17 protein-coding genes and 1 tRNA gene are annotated in these 23,345 nt (G+C 67.7%); 12 read left to right on the forward strand and 6 right to left on the reverse strand.

Features of this window, described 5'->3' with window-relative positions; all coding sequences use genetic code 11:
• Window positions 1-23 precede the first annotated feature (23 nt).
• Complete coding sequence (locus BLS50_RS14065; RefSeq protein WP_074802462.1) at window positions 24-1,436, forward strand: MFS transporter; 1,413 nt, start codon at window positions 24-26, stop codon at window positions 1,434-1,436.
• Between the two features lie 264 nt (window positions 1,437-1,700).
• Here the strand turns inward: BLS50_RS14065 and BLS50_RS14070 are convergent, their stop codons facing one another.
• Window positions 1,701-1,976, reverse strand: a complete 276-nt coding sequence (locus BLS50_RS14070) for an oxidative damage protection protein (RefSeq protein ID WP_006478357.1) — start codon at window positions 1,974-1,976, stop codon at window positions 1,701-1,703.
• A 53-nt stretch (window positions 1,977-2,029) separates the two neighbouring features.
• Window positions 2,030-3,409: an amino-acid N-acetyltransferase gene (gene argA, locus BLS50_RS14075; RefSeq protein ID WP_006497806.1), complete on the reverse strand. Its 1,380-nt coding sequence runs from the start codon at window positions 3,407-3,409 to the stop codon at window positions 2,030-2,032.
• 23 nt (window positions 3,410-3,432) lie between these two features.
• On the opposite strand from argA, the gene hrpA reads away from it, so the two are divergent.
• From hrpA to BLS50_RS14100, 5 genes are all read left to right on the forward strand, one after another.
• Window positions 3,433-7,641: an ATP-dependent RNA helicase HrpA gene (gene hrpA, locus BLS50_RS14080; RefSeq protein ID WP_074802463.1), complete on the forward strand. Its 4,209-nt coding sequence runs from the start codon at window positions 3,433-3,435 to the stop codon at window positions 7,639-7,641.
• Between the two features lie 180 nt (window positions 7,642-7,821).
• Window positions 7,822-8,811 (forward strand): YVTN family beta-propeller repeat protein, encoded by a 990-nt coding sequence (locus BLS50_RS14085; protein ID WP_006478360.1) that lies wholly within the window; start codon window positions 7,822-7,824, stop codon window positions 8,809-8,811.
• 16 nt (window positions 8,812-8,827) lie between these two features.
• A complete protein-coding gene (locus tag BLS50_RS14090; protein WP_023477463.1) occupies window positions 8,828-9,802 on the forward strand; it encodes a sterol desaturase family protein in 975 nt (324 codons plus the stop codon).
• Between the two features lie 126 nt (window positions 9,803-9,928).
• A complete protein-coding gene (locus BLS50_RS14095) occupies window positions 9,929-10,756 on the forward strand; it encodes an EI24 domain-containing protein (RefSeq protein ID WP_006478362.1) in 828 nt (275 codons plus the stop codon).
• Window positions 10,753-11,568, forward strand: a complete 816-nt coding sequence (locus BLS50_RS14100; protein ID WP_074802464.1) for a competence/damage-inducible protein A — start codon at window positions 10,753-10,755, stop codon at window positions 11,566-11,568. The genes BLS50_RS14095 and BLS50_RS14100 overlap by 4 nt, the downstream gene beginning before the upstream one ends.
• A 116-nt stretch (window positions 11,569-11,684) precedes the next feature.
• On the opposite strand, the gene BLS50_RS14105 is transcribed toward BLS50_RS14100, so the two are convergent.
• On the reverse strand, window positions 11,685-12,149 hold the full coding sequence (locus tag BLS50_RS14105; RefSeq protein ID WP_006478364.1) for a rhodanese-like domain-containing protein: 465 nt from the start codon (window positions 12,147-12,149) through the stop codon (window positions 11,685-11,687).
• A gap of 407 nt (window positions 12,150-12,556) precedes the next feature.
• On the opposite strand from BLS50_RS14105, the gene glnA reads away from it, so the two are divergent.
• The 4 genes from glnA to BLS50_RS14125 all read left to right on the forward strand — a co-directional run bounded on the left by glnA (window position 12,557) and on the right by BLS50_RS14125 (window position 19,021).
• Complete coding sequence (gene glnA, locus BLS50_RS14110; RefSeq protein WP_011549441.1) at window positions 12,557-13,972, forward strand: type I glutamate--ammonia ligase; 1,416 nt, start codon at window positions 12,557-12,559, stop codon at window positions 13,970-13,972.
• Window positions 13,973-14,133: 161 nt separating this feature from the next.
• Window positions 14,134-15,276 (forward strand): nitrogen regulation protein NR(II), encoded by a 1,143-nt coding sequence (gene glnL / locus BLS50_RS14115; RefSeq protein WP_006478366.1) that lies wholly within the window; start codon window positions 14,134-14,136, stop codon window positions 15,274-15,276.
• A gap of 37 nt (window positions 15,277-15,313) precedes the next feature.
• On the forward strand, window positions 15,314-16,825 hold the full coding sequence (gene ntrC / locus BLS50_RS14120; protein ID WP_074802465.1) for a nitrogen regulation protein NR(I): 1,512 nt from the start codon (window positions 15,314-15,316) through the stop codon (window positions 16,823-16,825).
• Between the two features lie 87 nt (window positions 16,826-16,912).
• The gene (locus BLS50_RS14125; RefSeq protein WP_074802466.1) at window positions 16,913-19,021 is read left to right on the forward strand and encodes a prolyl oligopeptidase family serine peptidase; all 2,109 of its coding nucleotides are present in this window, start codon (window positions 16,913-16,915) and stop codon (window positions 19,019-19,021) included.
• A gap of 25 nt (window positions 19,022-19,046) precedes the next feature.
• Here BLS50_RS14125 and xth read toward each other — a convergent pair whose 3' ends face one another.
• A complete protein-coding gene (gene xth, locus BLS50_RS14130; protein WP_053524796.1) occupies window positions 19,047-19,823 on the reverse strand; it encodes an exodeoxyribonuclease III in 777 nt (258 codons plus the stop codon).
• 171 nt (window positions 19,824-19,994) lie between these two features.
• Between xth and BLS50_RS14135 the strand changes: the two genes are divergently transcribed.
• Window positions 19,995-20,071: transfer RNA gene (locus tag BLS50_RS14135), tRNA-Met, on the forward strand.
• A gap of 97 nt (window positions 20,072-20,168) precedes the next feature.
• Here the strand turns inward: BLS50_RS14135 and BLS50_RS14140 are convergent.
• Window positions 20,169-20,972: a DUF3472 domain-containing protein gene (locus BLS50_RS14140; protein WP_074802467.1), complete on the reverse strand. Its 804-nt coding sequence runs from the start codon at window positions 20,970-20,972 to the stop codon at window positions 20,169-20,171.
• 297 nt (window positions 20,973-21,269) lie between these two features.
• Window positions 21,270-21,962, reverse strand: a complete 693-nt coding sequence (locus BLS50_RS14150) for an aspartate/glutamate racemase family protein (RefSeq protein ID WP_074802469.1) — start codon at window positions 21,960-21,962, stop codon at window positions 21,270-21,272.
• A 180-nt stretch (window positions 21,963-22,142) separates the two neighbouring features.
• On the opposite strand from BLS50_RS14150, the gene dinB reads away from it, so the two are divergent.
• Window positions 22,143-23,318 carry a DNA polymerase IV gene (dinB, locus tag BLS50_RS14155; protein ID WP_074802470.1) on the forward strand — a complete coding sequence of 392 codons (1,176 nt, stop codon included), beginning with the start codon at window positions 22,143-22,145 and terminating at the stop codon, window positions 23,316-23,318.
• The last annotated feature ends 27 nt before the right edge of the window (window positions 23,319-23,345 follow it).

Consider the following 23,345-nt stretch of genomic DNA (forward strand, 5'->3'; position numbering starts at 1 on the left):
ATCATCACAATATGGAGACATCGATGAGCCGTCCGCAATCCCCGCCCGCAGCACAACCGCGGCCCGGCCGCGCCGCCCTCGCGGCGTTCGTCGGCACCACGATCGAGTGGTACGACTTCTACATCTACGGCACGGCCGCGGCGCTCGTGTTCGGCAAGGTGTTCTTTTCGAGCACGATGGACCCCGGCGTCGCGACGCTGCTCGCGTTCGTCACGTTCTGGGCCGGCTTCGCCGCGCGGCCGCTCGGCGGCATCGTGTTCGGCCATCTCGGTGATCGCGTCGGCCGCAAGACCGCGCTCGTGATCACGCTGGTGATGATGGGGCTCGCGACGACCGGCATCGGCCTGCTGCCCGGTTACGCGTCGATCGGCGTGTGGGCGCCGGCGGGCCTCGTCGTGCTGCGCGTGCTGCAGGGCATCGCGGTCGGCGGCGAGTGGGGCGGCGCGGTGCTGATCGCGAGCGAGAATGCGCCGAAGCATCGCAGCATCCTGTATGCGGCGTTCGCGCAGCAAGGCTCGCCCACCGGCAACCTGCTGGCCACGGCCGCGTTCTTCGTGCTGAGCGCGCTGCCGACCCCGTCGTTCCTGATGTGGGGCTGGCGTATTCCGTTCCTGCTGTCGGCCGTGCTCGTGATCATCGGCATGGTGATCCGGCTGAGGCTCGAGGAGTCGGTCGACATGCAGCGCGTGCTCGCGCGCAAGCGCACGGTGAAGCTGCCGCTGCGCGACGTCGTGCGCGATCACTGGGTCGTCGTGCTGCTCGCGGCCGGCACGCTGCCGGTGATCAACGTCACGTATTTCCGCAGCACGTTCGCTTTGTCGTGGGCGACGAAGACGCTCGGCTACGCGCAGGGCACGTTCCTCGGCATCCTGTCGATCTCGCTCGTCGTGCAGTTCCTGATGCAGCCGGTCGGCGCGTGGTTCGTGTCGAAGGTCGACATGCGGCGCGCGATGTGCTGGATCCTAATTCCGGAAATCGTGCTGATGCCCGTGATGTTCCATGCGCTCGCGACGCGTTCGTACTGGGTCGCCGTCGCGGGCATGTGCATCTCGACGGTTCCGTCGGCGATGTTCTACGGCGCGGTCGGCGGCGTGCTCGCCCGCGTGTTCCCCGCCAACATCCGCTATACGGGCCTGTCGCTCGCATATCAGTTAAGCGCGCTGGTCGTCGGCGGCGGCACGCCGGTGCTCGCGCAGGCGATTCTCAATGCGACCGGCAGCATCGTCGGCGTCGCGATCGCGTCGGGGCTGTACGCGCTCGTGTCGCTGGCGTGCATGCTGGCGCTGCTCAATCGCACCGGATATCGCGCCGACGAACTGTCGAGCGCCGAGCGCAGCGATGCGGCCGAGTGGGGCACTGAAGGCGCGAGCGACGATCGTCCGGTCGGCGAGCCGGCGCAGCCGGACGATCGCGGCACGTTGAAACCGGCGGGGTGAGCCGGGGAGGCCCGGCGTGATTCGGCACGCTGGCGAGGCGGCGATTCGGTGAGGCGGCAATTCGCCGGCGCGGTCGCGCGGTAATTCGGCACTCCGGCGGCCTCGCGCGCCGGACTGAGCGTGCGTCGCGCGGCGTCGGCTCGCAACGGATCACGCGTCCCAAAAGCAAACGGCACCGTGCGATCCACGGTGCCGTTTGCTCCGGCGTTTGCTTCAAGTCACGACGAGATCGGCGCTGCCGGCCGTCGCGAGTCGAGCGTCGCTTCAGCCTTCCGTCGGCGGCACGTAGCCGGACGCCTGGTCCGCGCCGTCGCCGAAGAAGTACTTCTCCGTCTGCTTCATCAGGTACTGGCGCGCGCGCGGGTCGGCCATGTTCAGGCGGTTTTCGTTGATCAGCATCGTTTGCTGCTTGAGCCAGCCTTGCCACGCTTCCTTCGAGACGCTCTCGTAAATGCGCTTGCCGAGTTCGCCCGGCAGCGGCGGGAAATCGAGGCCTTCGGCTTCCTTGCCGAGCTTCGCGCATTGGATCATTCGAGCCATCGTGTACTTCTCCTGTAATCGGTGTCTGGGGGGAAGGGCAGTCGTGCCTGCGCTCAGAGCTGCTTCATCAGCACGAGCGACTTGCGCTGCCAGTTATAGAGTTTGCGGCGGTCTTCCGGCAGGTCGTCGACGCTGACCTTGACGAAGCCGCGCTTGAGGAACCAGTGCTCGGTGCGCGTCGTGAGCACGAAGATGTGCGTGAGGCCGCGCGCGCGGGCGCGCTGCTCGATGCGCTTGAGCAGGCGTTCGCCGTCGCCCGAGCCCTGCGCTTCCGGCGCGACCGTCAGGCACGCCATCTCGCCGATCTTCTCCTGCTGGTACGGGTACAGCGCCGCGCAGCCGAACAGCACGCCATCGTGCTCGATCACCGAGAAGTGGTCGATGTCGCGTTCGATCTGGTGGCGGCCGCGCCGCACCAGCGTGCCGTCGGACTCGAGCGGCTCGATCAGCGACAGGATGCCGCCGACGTCGTCCGGCGTCGCCTCGCGCAGGCTTTCGAGGTTCTCGTACGAGATCATCGTGCCGACGCCGTCGTGCAGGAACAGTTCGAGCAGCATGCTGCCGTCGAGCGACTGCGGGATCAGGTGCGCCCGGGTCACGCCGCCGCGGCACGCGCGGATCGAGTGCTTCAGGAAGAACGCGTCGTCGCCCTGGATGTTGCCGGAATCGAGCAGCTCGGCCGCCGCGTCGAGCGACATTTCGCGCACCAGCTCGCCTTCGTCGTCGACGATGCCGGGCCCGTCGGTCAGGAAGATGATCTTGTCGGCGCGCAGCGCGATCGCGGCCGCCGACGCCACGTCTTCCATCGACAGGTTGAAGGCCTCGCCGGTCGGCGAGAAACCGAGCGGCGACAGCAGCACGAGCTTGCGGCTCGCGAGCGAATGACGGATCGATTCGGCGTCGATCTTGCGCACGATGCCCGTGTGCGCGAAATCGACCCCGTCGAGAATCCCCACCGGCCGCGCGGTCACGAAGTTGCCGGACACGACGCTGATGTGCGCGTGCGCCATCGGCGAGTTCGGCAGACCCTGGCTGATCGCGGCCTCGATGTCGAGACGCACTTCGCCGGCCGCTTCCTTCGCGGATTCGAGCGCGCGCGCATCGGTGATGCGCAGCCCGTGCGAAAACTCGGATTCGACACCGTGCAGGCTCAGCTGCTCCTCGACCTGCGGGCGCGAGCCGTGCACCAGCACGATCTGGATGCCCATCGCCTGCAACAGCGCGATGTCGGAGACGAGCGCGTTCAGCAGACCCTGCTGCACCACCTCGCCGCCGAACCCCACGACGAACGTGCTGTTGCGGAACTTGTGGATATAGGGCGCGACGGAGCGCATCCAGTCGACGAACTGCGCGTGGCTGGCGGCCGAATCGTCGGCGGCCGGCGGCGTCGCGGCGCCGGTCTGGGCGGGAGGGAGGTCGGTTTGGGAATTCATGGGCGGGATTATAATGCGCCCCCATGTCGAATGTTTCTAAAAGTCCCGCGCCGACGCGGGCCAATACGCCGTCGGCGAAGCACCCGGATGGTGCGGCCGATGCGCGCGAGCAGCAGGGCCAGCCGCCGCGCCAGCAGCAGGGCACGCCGGCGGGCAAGCCGGCACCCGCACCGCGCGGGCCGCGCAATGACGAACGGCGCGGCGACGCGCGCCAGCCGGCCGCGAAGGGCGCGCCGCCGGCAACCGGCGAGCGCGCTCCGCGCCGCGAGCGTGCGCCGCGTGCCGCCGTGGCACCGAATCCCGTCCCGCCGATCACGTACCCCGAAAGCCTGCCCGTGTCGGGCAAGCGCGACGAAATCGCGCGCGCGATCGCCGGTCATCAGGTCGTCATCGTCTGCGGCGAAACCGGCTCGGGCAAGACCACGCAGTTGCCGAAGATCTGTCTCGATCTCGGCCGCGGCCTCGGCGCCGGCGGCACGGGCCTGATCGGCCATACGCAGCCGCGGCGCCTGGCCGCATCGTCGACCGGCCGCCGCATCGCCGAGGAACTCGGCACGCCGTTCGGCGAAGTGGTCGGCTACAAGGTGCGCTTCACCGACAACCTCGCGCCGGGCGCATCCGTCAAGCTGATGACGGACGGCATCCTGCTCGCCGAGACGCAGACCGATCCGCTGCTGAAGGCGTACGACACGCTGATCATCGACGAGGCGCACGAGCGCAGCCTGAACATCGACTTCCTGCTCGGCTATTTGAAGGAAATCCTGCCGCGGCGGCCGGACCTGAAACTGATCGTCACGTCCGCGACGATCGATGCCGACCGTTTCGCGCGCCATTTCGGCACCGACGAACGTCCTGCGCCCGTGATCGAGGTGAGCGGGCGGCTGTATCCGGTCGAGATGCGCTACCGCCCGGTGGCCGAGGATCGCCCGGCGGTGAAGAACGCCGAAGGCACCGGCGGCCGCGATCGCGTGAAGACCGCGCGCGAAGCCGAGCGCGACCTGATGGACGCGATCGTCGACGCGGTCGACGAGCTGTGCCGCGAAGGCCCCGGCGACGTGCTGGTGTTCCTGCCCGGCGAGCGCGAGATCCGCGAGGCGGCCGAGGCGCTGCGCAAGCATCATCCGCCGCACACCGAGATCCTGCCGCTGTTCGCGCGGCTCTCGGCAGCCGACCAGGACAAGGTGTTCAAGGCGTCGAACGCGCGCCGGATCGTGCTCGCGACCAACGTGGCCGAAACCTCGCTGACGGTGCCGGGCATCCGCTACGTGGTCGACACCGGCCTCGCGCGTGTGAAGCGCTATTCGTACCGGAACAAGGTCGAGCAGCTGCAGGTCGAGTCGATCTCGCAGGCCGCCGCGAACCAGCGTGCGGGCCGCTGCGGCCGGGTGGCCGATGGCGTCTGCATCCGCTTGTACGAGGAAAGCGACTACCAGGCGCGCGCGCGCTTCACCGACCCGGAAATCCTGCGCTCGTCGCTCGCGTCGGTGATCCTGCGGATGAAGTCGCTGCACCTGACGGCGATCGAATCGTTCCCGTTCCTCGAACCGCCGCCCGGCCGCGCGATCGCGGACGGCTACCAGTTGCTCAACGAACTCGGCGCGGTCGACGACGACAACGCGCTGACGCCGCTCGGCCGCGAGTTGGCGCGGCTGCCGCTCGATCCGCGCGTCGGCCGGATGATTCTCGCCGCGCGCGACCAGCAGTCGCTGCGCGAGGTGCTGATCATCGCGAGCGCGCTGTCCGTGCAGGACCCGCGCGACCGCCCGATCGAGGCGCAGGAGCAGGCCGACCAGGCGCACCGCCGGTTCGCCGACGAGCGCTCCGAATTCCTGCAGTGGCTGAAGATCTGGGCGTGGTTCGAAGAGGCCGTCGCGCACAAGAAATCGAATCGCCAGCTGATCGACGCGTGCCGGCAGAACTTCCTGTCGCACCTGCGGCTGCGCGAATGGCGCGACGTCCATTCGCAGTTGCTGACGGTCGTGCGCGAGCACGGCTGGCGACTCAACGAAGTCGCGGCCACTTACGAGCAGATTCATCTGGCCCTGTTGACGGGCCTGCTCGGCAACCTCGGGATGAAGGCCGACGACGATCCGCATTACCTCGGCGCGCGTGGCATCAAGTTCTACCTGTGGCCGGGCTCCGCGCTCGCGAAGAAGGCCGGCCGCTGGGTGATGGCGGCCGAGCTCGTCGAGACGAGCCGGCTGTACGCGCGCTGCCTCGCGAAGATCGAGCCCGAGTGGGTCGAGAAGATCGGCGCGCACCTGCTGAAGAAATCGTTGTCGGAGCCGCACTGGGAGAAGCGTCCGGCGCAGGTCAGCGCATTCGAGCGCGCGACGCTGTACGGGCTGCCGATCTACCACCGGCGGCGCGTCGCGTTCGGCAAGCAGGACCCGGCGCGCGCCCGCGAGCTGTTCATCCGCGGCGCGCTGGTCGAAGGCGAATTCGACACGAAGCTGCCGTTCTTCGCGCACAACCGCAAGCTGCTCGCCGACATCGAGCAGCTCGAGCACAAGTCGCGCCGCCAGGACGTGCTGGTCGACGACGAACTGATCTACGCGTACTACGACCAGGCGATTCCGGAAGGCATCCACACGGGCGCCGCGTTCGAGCGCTGGTATCGCGACGAGGTGAAGAAGGGCGGCCAGGCGGACGACAAGCAGCGGCTGCTGTACCTGTCGCGCGACGATCTGATGCGCCACGAGGCGGCCGGCGTGACGACCGACCTGTTTCCGAAGCGCGCGACGATGGCCGGCGTCGAGATGGCGCTCACGTATCACTTCGAGCCGGGCACGCCGCGCGACGGCGTGACGCTCGCGGTGCCGCTCTTCGCGCTGAACCAGGTCGACGCGCGCCGCTGCGAATGGCTCGTGCCGGGAATGCTGAAGGAAAAGGTGCAGTTGCTCCTGAAGTCGCTGCCGCAGAAGCTGCGCCGGCACTGCGTGCCGCTGCCCGAGTACGCGGCCGGCTTCGTCGAGCGGATGGGCCGCGAGCGCTTCGGTGCGGGCGGGCTCGTCGAGGCGCTGATCGCCGACGTGCGCGGCGAGACCCAGGTCGCGATGAAAACGGCCGACTTCAAGCTCGAGACGTTGCCCGCGCACCTGTTCATGAACTTCAAGGTGATCGACGAGCACGGCCGCCAGCTCGCGATGGGACGCAATCTCGCGCAGCTTCGCCAGGAACTGGGCGCGCAGGCGCAGCAGCAGTTCCAGAAGATCGCGGCGGCGTCGACGATCGCGACCGGCGGCGCCGATGCCGGCGCGGGCGATGCAAGCGACACGCCGGCGCCCGCTGCCGCGCCGGGTTCGGTGGCGAAGGGCGGCAAGCCGGGCAAGGGCGCGGCGCCGCAGACGGCCGCCGCGGCGGAAACCGGCGCGACCGCGCTGTACGAGAACCTGACGACGTGGAATTTCGGCAAGCTGCCCGAGCTGCTGGAAATCCGCCGGCGCGGCCAGACGCTGTATGGCTATCCGGCGCTCGTCGACCGCGGCACGCATTGCGACGTCGAGGTGTTCGATTCGCCGGAGGAGGCCGCGCGCATCCACCGGGCCGGCTTGCGGCGGCTGTTCGCGCTGCAGCTGAAGGAGCCGATCAAGTTCCTCGAAAAGAACCTGCCGGGCCTGCGCGAGATGGCGATGCAGTACATGTCGCTCGGCACGCAGGACGAGCTGCGCGACCAGCTGATCGACACGGCGCTCGACCGCGCATGCCTGCAGGACCCGCTGCCCGACGACGACGCGAGCTTCCACGCGCGCCGCGACGAGGGCCGCAGCCGCCTGAACCTGCTCGCGCAGGAAATCGCGCGGCTCGTCGGGCAGATCCTGGCCGAATACGCGGGCCTCGCGAAGAAGCTCGCGCAGGCGAAGCCGTTCGCGCAGGCCCATGCGGATCTGCAGCAGCAACTGGGCGCGCTGGTCGGCAAGCGTTTCGTGATCGACACGCCTTACGCGCAGCTTGCGCACTTCCCGCGCTACCTGAAGGGCATCGCGCTGCGGATCGACAAGCTGAAGGCCGATCCGGCGCGCGACGCGAAGCAGTCGGCCGACCTGCTGCCGCTCGCCCAGCAGTACCAGCGCGCGGTGTCGCAGCGCGGCGGCGTCGCCGATGCGCGGCTCGCGGAATTCCGCTGGCTGCTCGAGGAACTGCGGATTTCGCTGTTCGCGCAGGAACTGCGCACGCCGATGCCGGTCTCTGTCAAGCGTCTGCACAAGGTCTGGGAGTCGATGCAGCGCTAGCGCAACTTCGATTGGCCGGGCTGGCCTCGGCGGCCGGCCCCGGTCGGCCGCACGGCGCCTGCCGCGGCGGCTCGTCCGGCAGGCGGGGCGTGCGTCGAAGCAGCGCAATGCCGGCATGGGTCAACCGGCGGGGCCCGCCGAACGTTCTACAATGACTGCTGTTCCACGACGTGAGTCTTCATGCGCACTTTCCTTTCCCTCGGCCGCACGCTCGCGCTGGCCGCCGCCGTCCTGGCGCCCGCCGCCCACGCGAATAACGTGATCGTCCTCAATTCGGCCGAAGCGACGCTTTCCCTGATCGACCAGCAGACCCGCGAAGTCGTTTCCACGATGCCGACCGGCAAGGAACCGCACCATTTGATGGCGACGCCCGACAATGCGTCGCTGATCGTCGCAAATTCGGTCTCGAACAGCCTGATGTTCCTCGATCCGAAGACGGGCAAGCTGCAGCGCACCGTCGAAGGGATCGACGATCCTTACCAGCTCGGTTTCTCGCCCGATCGCAAGTGGTTCGCGGCGGCCGGCCTGCGGCTCGACCGAGTCGACATCTACGGCTACGACGGCCGCGACCTGAAGCTCGTGAAGCGCGTGCCGCTCGCGGTGATGCCGAGCCACCTCGCGTTCACGAAGGACAGCAAGACGCTGCTCGTGTCGCTGCAGGTGTCCGGCGAGATCGCGGCGATCGACCTGCCGACGCAGACGGTCAAATGGAAGATGAAGGTCGGCAAGGTGCCGGCCGGCCTGTGGCTTACGCCGGACGACAAGTTCCTGCTCGTCGGGATGACCGGCGCGGATTACGTCGCGGTCGTCGACTGGCGCAACCAGAAGGTCGTCAAGCAGATCTACACGGGCAAGGGCGCGCACAACTTCCGCTCGCTCGCCGACGGCACGCACGTCGCGGTGACGAACCGCGTCGCGAACACGATCAGCATCATCGACGAGAACACGCTCACCAACGTCGGCGACATCACGGGCCTGTTGCCGGGCCCCGACGACATGGAGCTGTCCGCCGACAAGAAGACGCTGTGGGTGACGTTCCGTTTCGCGAAGAAGGTCGGGATCATCGACCTGGCCTCGCGCAAGCTGGTGCAGACGATCGCCGTCGGCCGCTCGCCGCACGGCATCTACTTCTACGACCGCGCGCCGTGGAGAGCGGCGAACGGCGCGTGACGGGCGGAGGCGAACGATGCTGCACCTGATCGATGCGTTCGTGTCGGACATCCAGACCTGGCTGTACGTCGATGTCGTGCAGCCGCTCCTCTTCAAGTTCAACCTGATGGACTATGACGAGGACACCTACGACGCGCTGTACTGGGTGATCATCGGCGCGCTGCAGATGGTGCTGATGTTCGCGCTGCTGCGCCCGCTCGAGGCGCTGCTGCCGGTCGAGCGCTGGAAGAACCGCCGCGCGGTGCGGGTCGACGTGATCTACACGGCGATCTCGAAGCTCGGCATCTACACGCTGTTCTTCTTCTTCGCGCTGCAGCCGGTGTTCGACAACTTCCAGGCGTGGCTGCGCCTGCACGGCGTCGCGAACGTCAACCTCGACTATCTGTGGCCGGGCGTGACCTCGCAGCCGATCGTCGCGTTCGCGATCTACCTCGTCGTGCTCGATTTCGCCGGCTACTGGTATCACCGCTGGCAACACAAGTTCGGCGTCTGGTGGGAGCTGCACGCGGTCCATCACAGCCAGCGCCAGATGTCGCTGTGGTGCGACGACCGCAACCACCTGCTCGACGACGTGCTGCAGTCGTGCTTCTTCGCGGCGATCGCGCTCGTGATCGGCGTGACGCCGTCGCAGTTCGTCGTGCTCACCGCGGTCACGAACTTCGTGCAGAGCATCCAGCATACGAATGCGCGGCTGTCGTTCGGCTGGCTCGGCGAGCGCCTGCTCGTCAGCCCGATCTTCCACCGCCGCCACCATGCGGTCGGCTACGGCCACGAAGGCACCAAGTACGGCTGCAACTTCGGCGTGCTGTTCCCGTGGTGGGACATGATGTTCGGCACCGCGTCGTGGAGCCGCACGGTCGAGCCGACCGGCATCCGCGAGCAGGTCGAGGGCGTGTCCTATGGCGACGGCTTCTGGTCGCAGCACGGCCTGGCGTTCGTGCGGATCTTCCGGCGCCTGTTCCCCGCCAAGCGCGGCGCGGCGTCGGCCTGATCCCGATCCGGCTGTTCTCCCGTTGAACGACCCTTCCACGCGGCCCGCATGCGCTTTGGCGCATGCGGGCCGCGTGGTTTATCCTTTCCCCGTTTTTCTCCGTCAATCCAGATTCCATAGGCTCGCATGAACGACTTGCTGCGTTCCTTCGTCCGGGCGCTCGCCAGCGCGCTGCACCCGCGCATGCTGTGGCTCACCCTGATGCCGTTCGTCGTGTCGGCGCTGCTGTGGGGCGCCGTGCTGTGGTTCTCGTGGCAGACACTGCTGGACCTCGCGCGCGGCGCGCTCGACGGCTTCGTGCTGACGGCCATGCTGTATCGCGCATTCGACGCGATCGGCATGTCGCAGCTGCATGCGGTCGTCGCGCCGTTCGTGGTCGTGTCGCTCGCGATCCCGCTGATCGTGCTGACCGTGCTGCTGCTGATCGCGACGATCTCGATGCCGGTCGTGATCAAGCACCTGTCGAATCGCCAGTTCGCGGCGCTCGAGGCGAAGCGGGGCGGCACCTTCTTCGGCAGCGTGGTCAATTCGCTCGGCGCGGCGATCGTCGGCGTCGTGCTGCTCGTCGTCACGATCCCGCTGTGGCTGATTCCGCCGTTCTTCGCGCTGCTGCCGCCGGTGATCTGGGGCTGGCTCACGTACCGCGTGATGACCTACGACGCGCTCGCGCTGCACGCGAGCCGCGACGAGCGCCGCGCGCTGGTACGCCGGCACCGTTGGCCGCTGATCGGCATCGGCGTCGCGACCGGGCTGCTCGGCACCGTGCCGACCTTCGTGTGGGTCTCGTCGGTCTGGATGATGGTGCTGTTTCCGTTCGTCGCGGCCGCCATGATCTGGGTTTACGCTTTCATCCTCGTCTTCTCGGCGCTGTGGTTCGGGCACTACTGCCTGCGCGCGCTGGAAGACCTGCGCGCCAGTGCGCGCGCCACCGCAATCGACATGGGGCAGGCATGAGCATCGGCATCATCATCATCGGCGACGAAATCCTTTCGGGCCGCCGGCAGGACAAGCATCTGGCGAAGGTCATCGAGCTGCTCGGCGCGCGCGGCCTCGCGCTCGACTGGGCCGAATACGTCGGCGACGATCCGGCGCGCATCACTGCGACGCTCGCGCGCGCGATCGCGTCGGGCGACATCGTGTTCTCGACGGGCGGCATCGGCGCGACGCCGGACGACCATACGCGCCAGTGCGCGGCCGCCGCGCTCGGCGTGCCGCTCGAGCTGCATCCGGAGGCGAAGGCGTTGATTTCGGAGCGCATTCGCGAGACGCACACCGATCCGGCCACGCCGGTCGACTTCGAGTCGCCGGAGAACCAGCATCGCTTCAACATGGGCGTGTTCCCGGCGGGCGCGACGATCATCCCGAACGGCTACAACCGGATTCCCGGCTTCTCGGTCGGCGATCTGCATTTCGTGCCGGGCTTCCCGGTGATGGCGTGGCCGATGATCGAATGGGTGCTCGATACGAAGTACGCGCACCTGCATCACGCGACGCCGCATGCCGAGCGCTCGCTGTACGTGTTCGAGCTGCCGGAATCGACGCTCACGCCGCTGATGGAGAAGATCGAGCGCGATTTCCCCGGCGTGCGCGTGTTCAGCCTGCCGAGCGTCGGCGACGCGGAGCGCGGCGGCATCTATGCGCGCCGTCACATCGATCTCGGCGTGAAGGGCGAGCCGGAAGCGGTCGCGGCCGCGTTCGTGAAGCTGCGCGAAGGCGTGCACCTGCTCGGCGGCGACGTCGTCGAGCCCGATACGCCGCGCGCCTGAGCGGCCTGCCACGTCGCCTTGTCAAAAGCAACGGGCCGCGCAACGCGGCCCGTCATCGGCATGTCATCGCCCGGCTCGACGATGAGGTCGTCGCAGCCGGCGTGAGCGGCGCGCGCTCAGGCGCCGATCCACGGCAGTTTGCGGAAGCACCAGCCGTCGACCGTCTTGCGGTGGCCTTCGGCGTCCTTCGCGCCTTCGAAGCCTTCGAGCAGGTCGAACGCCTTCGTGAAGCCGGCCTGCGCGGACGCGACCGCGGCGAGCTTCGAGCGCGCGGCGCTGCGGCACAGGAACAGGATGGGCGTATCGGCCGGGAGGGCCGCCTTCAGTTCGTTGACGAATTCGGCGTTCGGCACGCCGCCCGGATAACGCGTCCACTCGAGGTGCAGGTACTGGCCGTCGCCGACGAGCGGGCGGCCGATCCAGTCGAGCTCGGCGCGTGTGCGCACGTCGACGAGGCGCGCCGACGGGTCGAGCTGCAGCAGTTCGAATGCTTCGACCGGCAGCAGCGCGCCGGCATAGTTGAGCGCGCCTTGTGCGCGGCGTTCGTCGGCCTTCGCGTAAAGCTGGTCCAGCGTACTCATGGCAGGGGGTCTCCGTATCGGTCAAACGATCATTCTAGCGCGACGTCGCGGCACGGACGTCCGCCTGCGACACGGTGCATGGGCCGTACACGCACTCACCAAAAGAGTGCAGAATGGCGCGAATGCACCAAAGTGACTCGTTCGAAGCGACAGGGCTCGATGATTGCACCACGTCGGTGCTTTAGGGGCGGGACCGATGGCGGGTAAAGCCCCGGAATCGCGCAGCGCAGCCCTGTCGTGGCGAGCCCTGACGCGATTCGCGCCGATCCTGCATGAAGGTGGCACGGAAGCTGCTATATAGAATTCGGTCGAATCGGGGCGCGCTGCGCCAAAGCAAGACCCCGATCAGCTCGATAAACGAGGCGGTTTCCCAGTCCGCCGGAATTGTTCAATCAGGAGAAGAGGTTATGAGTAAAACCGTCGCCGACGTCATGCAGCTCGTGAAGGACGAGGACGTCAAGTTTGTCGATTTCCGCTTCACGGATACGCGCGGCAAGGAACAGCACGTGTCGGTGCCGGTTTCGGCGTTTGACGAAGACAAGTTCGAAAGCGGTCATGCATTCGACGGTTCGTCGATCGCGGGCTGGAAGGGCATCGAGGCGTCGGACATGCTGCTCATGCCGGACCCGACCGCTGCCTTCGTCGACCCGTTCTACGAAGAGTCGACCCTCGTGCTGACCTGCGACGTGGTCGAGCCGGCCGACGGCAAGGGCTACGAGCGCGACCCGCGTTCGCTCGCGAAGCGCGCGGAAGCCTACCTGAAGAGCACGGGTATCGGCGACACGGCGTACTTCGGTCCGGAACCGGAATTCTTCATTTTCGACTCGGTCCAGTGGAACACGGACATGTCGGGCTGCTTCGTGAAGATCAACTCGGAAGAAGCACCGTGGTCGGCCGGCAAGGAATTCGAAGGCGGCAACACCGGCCACCGTCCGGGCACGAAGGGCGGCTACTTCCCGGTCGCGCCGGTCGACACGTTCCAGGACATGCGTTCGGAAATGTGCCTGCTGCTCGAACAGCTCGGCATCCCGGTCGAAGTGCACCACCACGAAGTGGCGGGCCAGGGCCAGAACGAAATCGGCACGAAGTTCTCGACGCTGGTGCAGCGCGCCGACTGGACGCAATGGTCGAAGTACATCATCCATAACGTCGCGCACTCGTACGGCAAGACGGCGACGTTCATGCCGAAGCCGGTCGTCGGCGACAACGGTTCGGGCATGCACGTTCACCAGTCGATCTGGAAGGACGGCCAGAACCTGTTCGCGGGCAACGGCTACGCCGGCCTGTCGGAACTGGCGCTGTTCTACATCGGCGGCATCATCAAGCACGCCCGTGCGCTGAACGCGATCACGAACCCGACGACGAACTCGTACAAGCGTCTGGTCCCGCACTTCGAAGCACCGGTCAAGCTCGCCTACTCGGCACGCAACCGTTCGGCATCGATCCGCATTCCGCACGTGTCGAACCCGAAGGGCCGCCGTATCGAAACGCGCTTCCCGGACCCGATGGCGAACCCGTACCTGTTGTTCTCGGCGCTGATGATGGCCGGCCTCGACGGGATCCAGAACAAGATCCATCCGGGCGAAGCAGCCGACAAGAACCTGTACGACCTGCCGCCGGAAGAGGATGCAAAGATCCCGACCGTCTGCGCAGGCCTCGACCAGGCACTGGAAGCGCTCGACAAGGATCGCGAGTTCCTGACCCGTGGCGGCGTGTTCACGGACAGCATGCTCGACGCGTACCTCGCGCTGAAGGAGCAGGAGCTGGCGAAGTTCCGCATGACGACGCACCCGATCGAGTTCGAGATGTACTACTCGCTCTAATCGGCGATGGCGCTTCGATTCAGCGCCGTCATGCCGGTTCGTTCCCGTCGCGCGGCTGGCGGCGGGAACGGCGGAGTCTGAAAGGGGACGGCGTCCGGCCGTCCCTTTTTTGTTCCGACGATTTTCATTTTCTGGCCCGGTGAGGCGCGACAAGCACGCAGATGGTTCTGAAGAATCTGATCAAGGCGAAAACGGGGCAACCCGAACGACTGACGGACGACGAGCGGCTCGCACGCTCGGGTCTGCTGGCGGGGCTCGAAGCGCTGCCGACGGTCGTGATCGTGCTCGACCGCAAGACGCTGCGGGTCGCGTTCGCGAACCCGTCCGCGGAGGCGATGCTCGACATCTCGCGGCGGCAGCTCGCACAGCGGCCGTGGGGCGAGATTTTCCCGAACGCGAACGAACTCGCATCGACGATCACCGCGATCGGCCAGGAACGCTTTCACGCGACGCACCTCGATACGGTGCTCGACCGGCCCGGCCGCGAGCCGCTGCATGTGCATGCGATCGTCGGCTTCCTCGAGAGCGCGCCCGATTTCGTGCTCGTCGAGCTGTTCGAGAACGAACGGCAGTCGCGCACCGATCGGGAAGAGCGCATCCACGACCTGACCGCGGTCAACAAGCAACTGATCCGCAACCTCGCGCACGAGATCAAGAACCCGCTCGGCGGCATTCGCGGCGCAGCCCAGCTGCTCGAATTCGAACTGGGCGAGCGCGAGCGCGGCGAGTTGCGCGAATACACGCAGGTGATCATCAAGGAGTCCGATCGCCTGCAGACGCTCGTCGACCGGTTGCTGGAGCCGCACCGGCATCCGCACATCGTCGGCGACGTGAACATTCATGAAGTGTGCGAACGCGTGCGCGCGGTGATGCTCGCGGAGTTCCCGCGCGGGCTCACGATCGAGCGCGATTACGACGTGAGCGTGCCGGACCTGCGCGGCGACAAGGAGCAGTTGATCCAGGCGCTGCTCAACATCGTGCGCAACGCCGCGCAGGCGCTGCGCGAGCGGATCGCGCAGGGCGACGCGAAGATCGAGCTGCGCACGCGCATCGCGCGCAAGATCACGATCGCGAAGCGCCTGTACAAGCTGGCACTGGACTTGCACGTGGTCGACAACGGGCCCGGCATTCCGGAAGAGATCCGCGACCGGATCTTCTATCCGCTCGTATCCGGACGCGACGACGGCAGCGGCCTCGGCCTCACGCTCGCACAGACGTTCGTGCAGCAGCACGACGGGATGATCGAGGTCGAAAGCCGGCCCGGACGTACCGAATTTCAGATTCTGCTGCCGCTCGACCATTGAGCGGCAGCATTGCGATTCACCCATACCTGACCGACCTATGAAGCCGATCTGGATAGTAGACGACGACCAATCGATCCGCTGGGTGCTTGAAAAGGCACTCGCCCGGGACAGCTTCGCGACGAAGAGCTTCGCGAACGTGCGCGATGCGCTGGCCGCGCTCGACCACGAGACGCCGCAGGTGCTCGTGTCCGACATCCGGATGCCGGGCGGCTCGGGCCTCGAGTTGCTGCAGGCGATGCACGAGCGGCTGCCGGGCCTGCCCGTCATCATCATGACGGCGTTCTCCGATCTCGACAGCGCCGTCGCGGCGTTCCAGGGCGGCGCGTTCGAATACCTCGCGAAGCCGTTCGACGTCGACAAGGCGGTCGAGCTGATCCGCCGCGCGGTGGAAGAAAGCCTGCGCGGCGGCGCGCCGCAGGACGAGCGCGTGGCCGAGGCGCCCGAGATGCTCGGCCAGGCGCCGGCGATGCAGGACATGTTCCGCGCGATCGGCCGCTTGTCGCATTCGGCCGCGACCGTGCTGATCACCGGCGAGTCGGGCACCGGCAAGGAGCTCGTCGCGCGGGCGCTGCACCGTCACAGCCCGCGTGCGAACGGACCGTTCATCGCGCTGAACACGGCGGCGATTCCGAAGGATCTGCTGGAATCCGAACTGTTCGGCCACGAGCGCGGCGCGTTCACCGGCGCGCAGACGACGCGGCAGGGCCGCTTCGAGCAGGCCGAGAACGGCACGCTGTTCCTCGACGAAATCGGCGACATGCCGTTCGATCTGCAGACGCGCCTGTTGCGCGTGCTGTCGGACGGGCAGTTCTACCGCGTGGGCGGCCACAACCCGCTGCGCGCGAACGTGCGCGTGATCGCCGCGACGCACCAGAATCTCGAGTCGCGCGTGCGGCAGGGGCTGTTCCGCGAGGACCTTTATCACCGGCTCAACGTGATCCGGCTGCGTCTGCCGCCGCTGCGCGAACGCAGCGAGGACATCGCGCTGCTCACGCGCCATTTCCTGCAGAAGAGCGCGCGCGATCTCGGCGTTGAGCCGAAGCGCGTGTCCGACGACGCGCTCGCGTACCTGACGTCGCTGCCGTTTCCCGGCAACGTGCGGCAGCTCGAGAATCTCGCGAACTGGCTGACCGTGATGGCGCCCGCGCAGACGGTCGAGATCAAGGATCTGCCGCCCGACCTCGTGCCGGCCGGTGCGCCGGTCGTCGCGACGGGCGACGGCGCGGACGCGCACGGCAGCGGCGGTCACACGGCGGTGCCTGCCGCGATCGGTGCAGCGCCGACGGCCGCGCCCGTCGCGAGCGCGGCGAACGGCAGCGCGCCGGCCGGCTACCCGCTGTGGGAGCACGGGCTGCGCACCGAAGTCGCGCGGCTGTTGCGCGAGAACTCGGCCGACGTGATGGACGAACTCGCACGCCGCTTCGAGGCCGCCGTGATCCGCGAGGCGCTCGACTTCACGCGCGGCCGCAAGGTCGAGGCCGCCGAGCGGCTCGGCATCGGCCGCAACACGATCACGCGCAAGATCCAGGAACTCCATCTGGAGCCCTGAGCATGATTCGCGGCATGCGCGGGCCTGCGCATGCCGCGATCGGACATAATCGCGGTTTGCATGCAGCTTGCCATTCCGCGATCCTCAATGTCCGAATCCTTCCGCTGGCCCGCCGGGGCCGACCCGTTCCGTTTCCTCGAAGCACTCGACAGCAAGCGCGCCCGCACGTGGGTCGACGAGCAGAATGCGCGCACCCGCGCCGCGCTGCGCGACGACGATGCCTATCGCGCGCTGACCGCGCGTCTCGCGAAAGCGTATCTGCCGCGCGAACGCCCGGTGATTCCGACCCGCTGGCGCGACTGGGCGTACGACCTGTGGCAGGACGATCTCCATCCGAAGGGGCTGTGGCGCCGCACGCGCTGGGCCGACTGGCGGGCCGGCCAGCCGGCCTGGGAAACGCTGCTCGACATCGACGCGCTCGGCGCCGAAGAGGGCGAGTCGTGGGTGTTCGAGCAGGAGGCGATCTTGTATCCGGACGGCGATCGCGTGCTGCTGTCGCTGTCGCCGGGCGGCGCCGATGCGGTCGTCGTGCGCGAATTCGATCTCGTCGAGCGCCGGTTCGTCGACGGCGGTTTCACGATCGACGCGCCGGGCCATCACACGGTCGGCTGGATCGACCGCGATACCGTGTACGTGAGCTGGGATCGCGGCGAAGCGCATGCGACCGCCGCCGGCTATCCGTATGAAGCGCGGCGCTGGGTGCGCGGCACGGCGCTTGCCGACGCGCCCGTCGTGTTCAGCGGCGAACCGGACGACATCAGCGCCGGAGCGTGGTACGACCCGATCGACCGCCGCCACGTCGCGTGGCGCAGCGTCGATTTCTTCGACGCACACGCGTACTGGTTGACCGACGCGGGCGAATGGGCGCGCTACGACGTGCCGACGCATGTCGAGGTCGGGTTCTGGGAGGGCTGGCTCGTGCTGGAGCCGCGCCTCGACTGGGATTGCGACGGCGTGCGCCACGCGGGCGGCTCGCTGCTCGCGATCCGCGAAGAGGCGTTCCTCGCCGGCGCGCGCGAATTCACGACGCTGTTCGCGCCGCGGCCGACGACGTCCGCCTGTACGTGGACGCATACGCGCACGACGCTGATCGCCAGCTGGCTCGACGACGTGCACAACCGCACGATGCTGTGGCAGCCGCGGCAGGCCGGCGACGGGGCGTGGACCTGGGACGCGCGGCCGTTCGACTGGCCCGGCGACGCGCAGATCGACGTCGAGCCCGTCGAATCGACGCTGAACGACGAGGTGTACGTCGACGTCGACACCTATCTCGATCCGCCCGAATGCTGGCTGGCCGATCTCGCCGACCGCGCGGACGATGCGCCGTCGCGCCGCGTGCTGCTCGACCGGCCGCCGGTGCAGTTCGACGCCGCTGGGCTTGTCGTACGCCGCGCGAGCGCGCGTTCGCGCGACGGCACGGTCGTGCCGTACACGCTGATCGGGCCGCGCGATGCGCTCGACGCACCGGCAGGCGGGGCGCGCGTCGCGCGGCCGTGCCTGCTGTCGGGCTATGGCGGCTTTGCGATCCCGAACCTGCCGGGCTACAGCGATGCGTTCGGCATCGGCTGGCTCGAACGCGGCGGCGTGATGGCGTTTGCGCACATCCGCGGCGGCGGCGAGTTCGGGCCGCGCTGGCATACCGACGCGCAGCGCGAACACCGCCAGCGTTCGTTCGACGATTTCATCGCGGTCGCCGAGGATCTGGTTGCGACCGGCGTGACGCGCGCCGCGCAGTTGGGGATCGAGGGCGGCAGCAACGGCGGGCTGCTGGTCGCCGCGTGCATGATGCAGCGGCCGGAGTTGTTCGGCGCGGTGCTGTGCCGCGTGCCGCTGCTCGACATGCAGCGCTATCCGAAGCTGCACGCGGGCGCCGCATGGCTCGACGAATACGGCGATCCGGACGATCCGAGCGAAGGCGCGGCGCTGGCCGCGTATTCGCCCTATCACCGCGTGCGCGAAGGTGTCGTGTATCCGCCGTTGCTGCTGACGACGTCGACCCGTGACGACCGCGTCCATCCCGCACATGCACGCAAGATGGCCGCGCGCATGCAGGCGCTCGGTCACGAACGGGTGTGGTACTGGGAGAACACCGACGGCGGCCACGGCAGCGCCGACGATCTCGAACGCGCGGAAGCCGATGCGGCCGAATTCGGCTTCCTGTGGGCCCATCTCGGGCCGGCGCCCGCGCGGCGCTGATTGCGCGTGAACAGGCCCTGGGCGATCAGCCGACGACCGCGACGACGGGCGTGTGGTCGGACGGCTGTTCCCACGTGCGCGGCGTGCGATCGACCTCGCACGACGCGCAGGTCGCCGCGAGCGCCGGCGACAGCAGGATGTGGTCGATGCGCAGTCCCGCGTTGCGGCGGAACGCCATCATCCGGTAGTCCCACCACGTGAAGGTTTTCTCGGGCTGCTCGAAGCGGCGGAACGCATCGACGAAGCCGAGTTCGATCAGCTGCGCGAAGTGCGCGCGCTCCTGCGGCGACACGAGGTTCTGGCCTTCCCATTTCGCGGGATCGTGCACGTCGCGGTCTTCCGGCGCGATGTTGTAGTCGCCGAGCAGCGCGAGCTTCGGGTAGCGCTGCAGCTCGGTGCGCAGCCATGCCTGCAGCGCGTCGAGCCACTGCATCTTGTAGACGAACTTGTCGGAGTCGAGCGCCTGGCCGTTCGGGAAGTAGGCGGACACGATGCGCACGCCGTCGACCGTCGCGGCGATCACGCGCTGCTGCGGGTCGTCGAAGCCGGGGATGTTGCGCACGACGTCCGATTCGTCGACGGCGAGCGTGTCGCGCACGAGGATCGCGACGCCGTTGTAGGTCTTCTGGCCCGTGAACCAGCTGCGGTAGCCGACCGCCTCGAGATCGGCGCGCGGGAATTTCTCGTCCGGCAGCTTCAGTTCCTGCAGGCACAGGACGTCGGTGCCGCTTTGCGCGAGCCAGTCGAGCACGTGCTGTTTGCGGACGTTGAGCGAGTTGACGTTCCAAGTTGCTATTTTCATGAACGGGAGGGGCGTGCGGCGTGAATTCGGAGGCCGTCATCTTACCGCGAGCATGGGGTGCGAACGCGGGTGTCATGCAGGGTCACGCATCGTCGCGCGAGGAGGGGAGGCAGGAATTGTGACAAAAGTATTGACGTGAGTACTTCCTCACCCTATAATTTATTTCTCTGACGCGGGGTGGAGCAGTCTGGCAGCTCGTCGGGCTCATAACCCGAAGGTCACAGGTTCAAATCCTGTCCCCGCAACCAAGCACACCAGACGATGTGCCGCGCAATTGACCGATGCGCACTTCGTCCACGAAAAACCCGGCTCCATGCCGGGTTTTTTGTTTTCCGCGTCCGCTTGTTATTTCGGCGCGCCCGGGCTCCCCGGCAGGAAGCCGTTCTCGAGCAGATAGGTCGTCGTGTTGACCAGCGTGGCCCGCGCGTTCGGCGTGCCCGACAGCACCGCGCACTTGTCCTTGCCCGTATTCAGCCGGATCGACCGCTCGGTCGTCGGGTAGTCCACATCCTTCAGGTAGAAATGCGGCAGCGACGTCATGTAGCGCGCATACGGCACGCACGGCCGCTGCATCGGGTCCTTCGACGCGGCGTTGAACGGAAAGTACTCGTCGAACAGGTACGCCGAGCTCGACAGGCCGCCCCAGTTCGCCGGCACCGCGATACTGCCGGTCGGCGTCGTGGCGCCGGTGGCGACGTCCGTGATGAAGCCGTCGACGGTCGAGCGCCCGTCGCTGCGATTGGCCTGCGTCACGGTGACCTGCAGCCGATAGGCATGGCCGGTTTTCCACGGGTAGGCGATCGAGCACGACGTGCCGGAGCCGCCGTCGGCGCCGCCGCGGCAATTCGCCGACAGCGGCGCCGTGCCGGTGCCGAACGCGCTGAAGATCACCACGTTGGTGCTGCGGGTGCGCGGCTGGATGCCGGTGTAGATCGCGTGCCCGCCGTGTTGCGACGACAACTGGTTGGCCCAGTAGTAACTGGCGTTGACCTGGGTCGGCACGACTTCGGGCGTGATGTCCCACGTCATCCGATCGAAGCCGTCCCTGGGCGTCGTGGCGGCCGAGGCGGTGATGCTGGGGTCCGCGTGCGCGTTGAGCGTGGCCGACACGGCGAGCAGCGCGCCGAACACGGTGCTGAGTCTTTTCATGTTCCTGTTTCCGGTTGGTGGAAAAAGAGACCGCGACGAGCAGCGTCGAGTGCGGTGCCGCTGCTCGCGTACCAATTTGCGGTCACTTTATTACCAATGGATAACCCCTCGTGTCGGCGCGCCCGTCGGAACCGAGTCGCATGATTCGCGGGCCGTTCGTGCCGGCCCCGTGTGGTGGGCGAGAGCAGGGCGTCGGCCGAGCGACGACGCGCGCGCCGGGAGAGTGAATCCCGGCGCGCGAAACAATGCGGCGATGCCGTGTGGCGACGGTGTTCTTTGCGCGATGGCGCGCGTCGTTCAGCGCGCCGCCCACTCGACGGCTGCTTTCGCATGCAGCGCGGTCGTATCGAATACCGGCAGCGGCGAGTCGTCCGCGCCGATCAGCAGCGTGATTTCCGTGCAGCCGAGGATCACCGCCTGTGCGCCGCGCCGGGCCAGTTCATCGATGATCGACACGTACGTGGCGCGCGATTCCTCCGAGATGACGCCGTGGCACAGCTCGTCGTAGATGATCCGGTGCACGTCGTTGCGCCCGCGTTCGTCCGGCACCAGCACGTCGAGCCCGAACTTCTCGCGCAGCCGCGCCGCGTAGAACGGCAGCTCCATCGTATAGCGCGTACCGAGCAGCGCGACGCGCTCGACGCCCGCGTCGCGCAGTGCGCTGCCGGTCGGATCGGCGATGTGCAGGAACGGCAGCGTCACCGCCGCCTCGATCGCGTCGTGCACGCGGTGCATCGTATTGGTCGTCAGGACGACGAGATCGGCGCCGGCCGCTTCGAGTTGTCGCGCGGCGTCGGCCATCCGTTCGCCGAGCGCGGCCCAGTCGTGCGTGCGCTGCAGCGCTTCGATTTCGGCGAAGTCGACCGTGACCAGCACGCTCTTCGCGTTGTGATGGCCGCCGTGCAATGCCTTCGAGTGCCGGTTGATCATCCGGTAGTACTCGGCCGACGATTCCCAGCTCATGCCGCCGATCAGTCCGATTGTCTTCATCCGTCACCTTTGGATTTCGTGTGTCGCGGCAGACGAGTATAGGTGCCGCTGCCCGTGCCCGGCCGGTACGATCCGCACGAACCGGGCCGGTACGGCGCAGTCGGCGCCAGGCGGCCAGCTGCGGGACGGCTGGCTGAGGCCGGCGAGCGACGGACATACGCGGCAGTTGAAACCGGCACTGTGTTTTTGTACAGTATCGGCACCGTGAGCCCGACCACCATCCCGCCTGCCGATCTACCCACGCCGCTGCCCGGCGACGCGCCGCCGCGCATGCGCAAGATCATTCATTGCGACTGCGACTGCTTCTACGCGTCGGTTGAGATGCGCGACGACCCGTCGCTGCGCAACCGGCCGCTCGCGGTCGGCGGTCGCCCCGACCAGCGCGGCGTGATCGCGACCTGTAACTACGAGGCGCGGCGCTACGGCGTGCATTCGGCGATGTCGTCGGCGCTGGCGATGCGCAAGTGTCCGGACCTGCTGATCCTGCCGTCCGCGATGGACAAGTATCGTGCGGCGTCGCGGCAGATCATGGCGATCTATCGCGACTACACGCAGGACGTCGAGCCGCTGTCGCTCGACGAGGCGTACCTCGACGTCAGCGGGTCGGAGCGTTGCCAGGGCAGTGCGACGCTGATTGCGCGCGAGATCCGCGAGCGGGTGCGCGATACGGTCGGCGTGACCGTGTCGGCGGGCGTCGCGCCGAACAAGTTCATCGCGAAGATCGCGTCCGACTGGAACAAGCCCGACGGGCTGTTCGTCGTGCGGCCGCACGAGATCGACGCATTCGTCGCGGCGCTGCCGGTGCGCAAGCTGCACGGCGTCGGCAAGGTGACGGCCACGCGGCTCGACCGGCTCGGCATCCAGACCTGCGCGCAATTGCGCGACTGGCCGCTGATCGACCTGCACCGCGAGTTCGGCGCGTTCGGGCGGCGGCTGTACGAACTGTCGCGCGGGATCGACGAGCGGCCCGTGCAGGCCGACCAGGAGCGCAAGTCGGTCAGCGTCGAGACGACCTACGTGACCGACCTGACGACACTCGAGCAATGCGCGGACGAAATCCGCCGCCTCGTCGTGCAACTCGACGCGCGGATCGATCGCGCGGGCGCCGCGCGGTCGATCCGCAAGCTGTACGTGAAGATCCGCTTCGCCGATTTCCAGCGCACGACGGTCGAGTGCGTGGCCGACGCGACGAATGCCGAGACGGCCGTCACGCTTCTCGCGAAGGGGTTGTTGCGGCGCGCGCAGCCGGTACGGCTGCTCGGCGTCGGCGTGCGCATCAACGAGGATACGGCCGAACGCCACGGGCAATTCCTGCTGTTCGACGACGAAGTGGGCGACGACACGTCCGCGCCATGAAAAAAGGCACCGCCGAAGCGGTGCCTG

The organism is Burkholderia orbicola (genome assembly GCF_900100915.1).
GTDB lineage: Bacteria > Pseudomonadota > Gammaproteobacteria > Burkholderiales > Burkholderiaceae > Burkholderia > Burkholderia orbicola.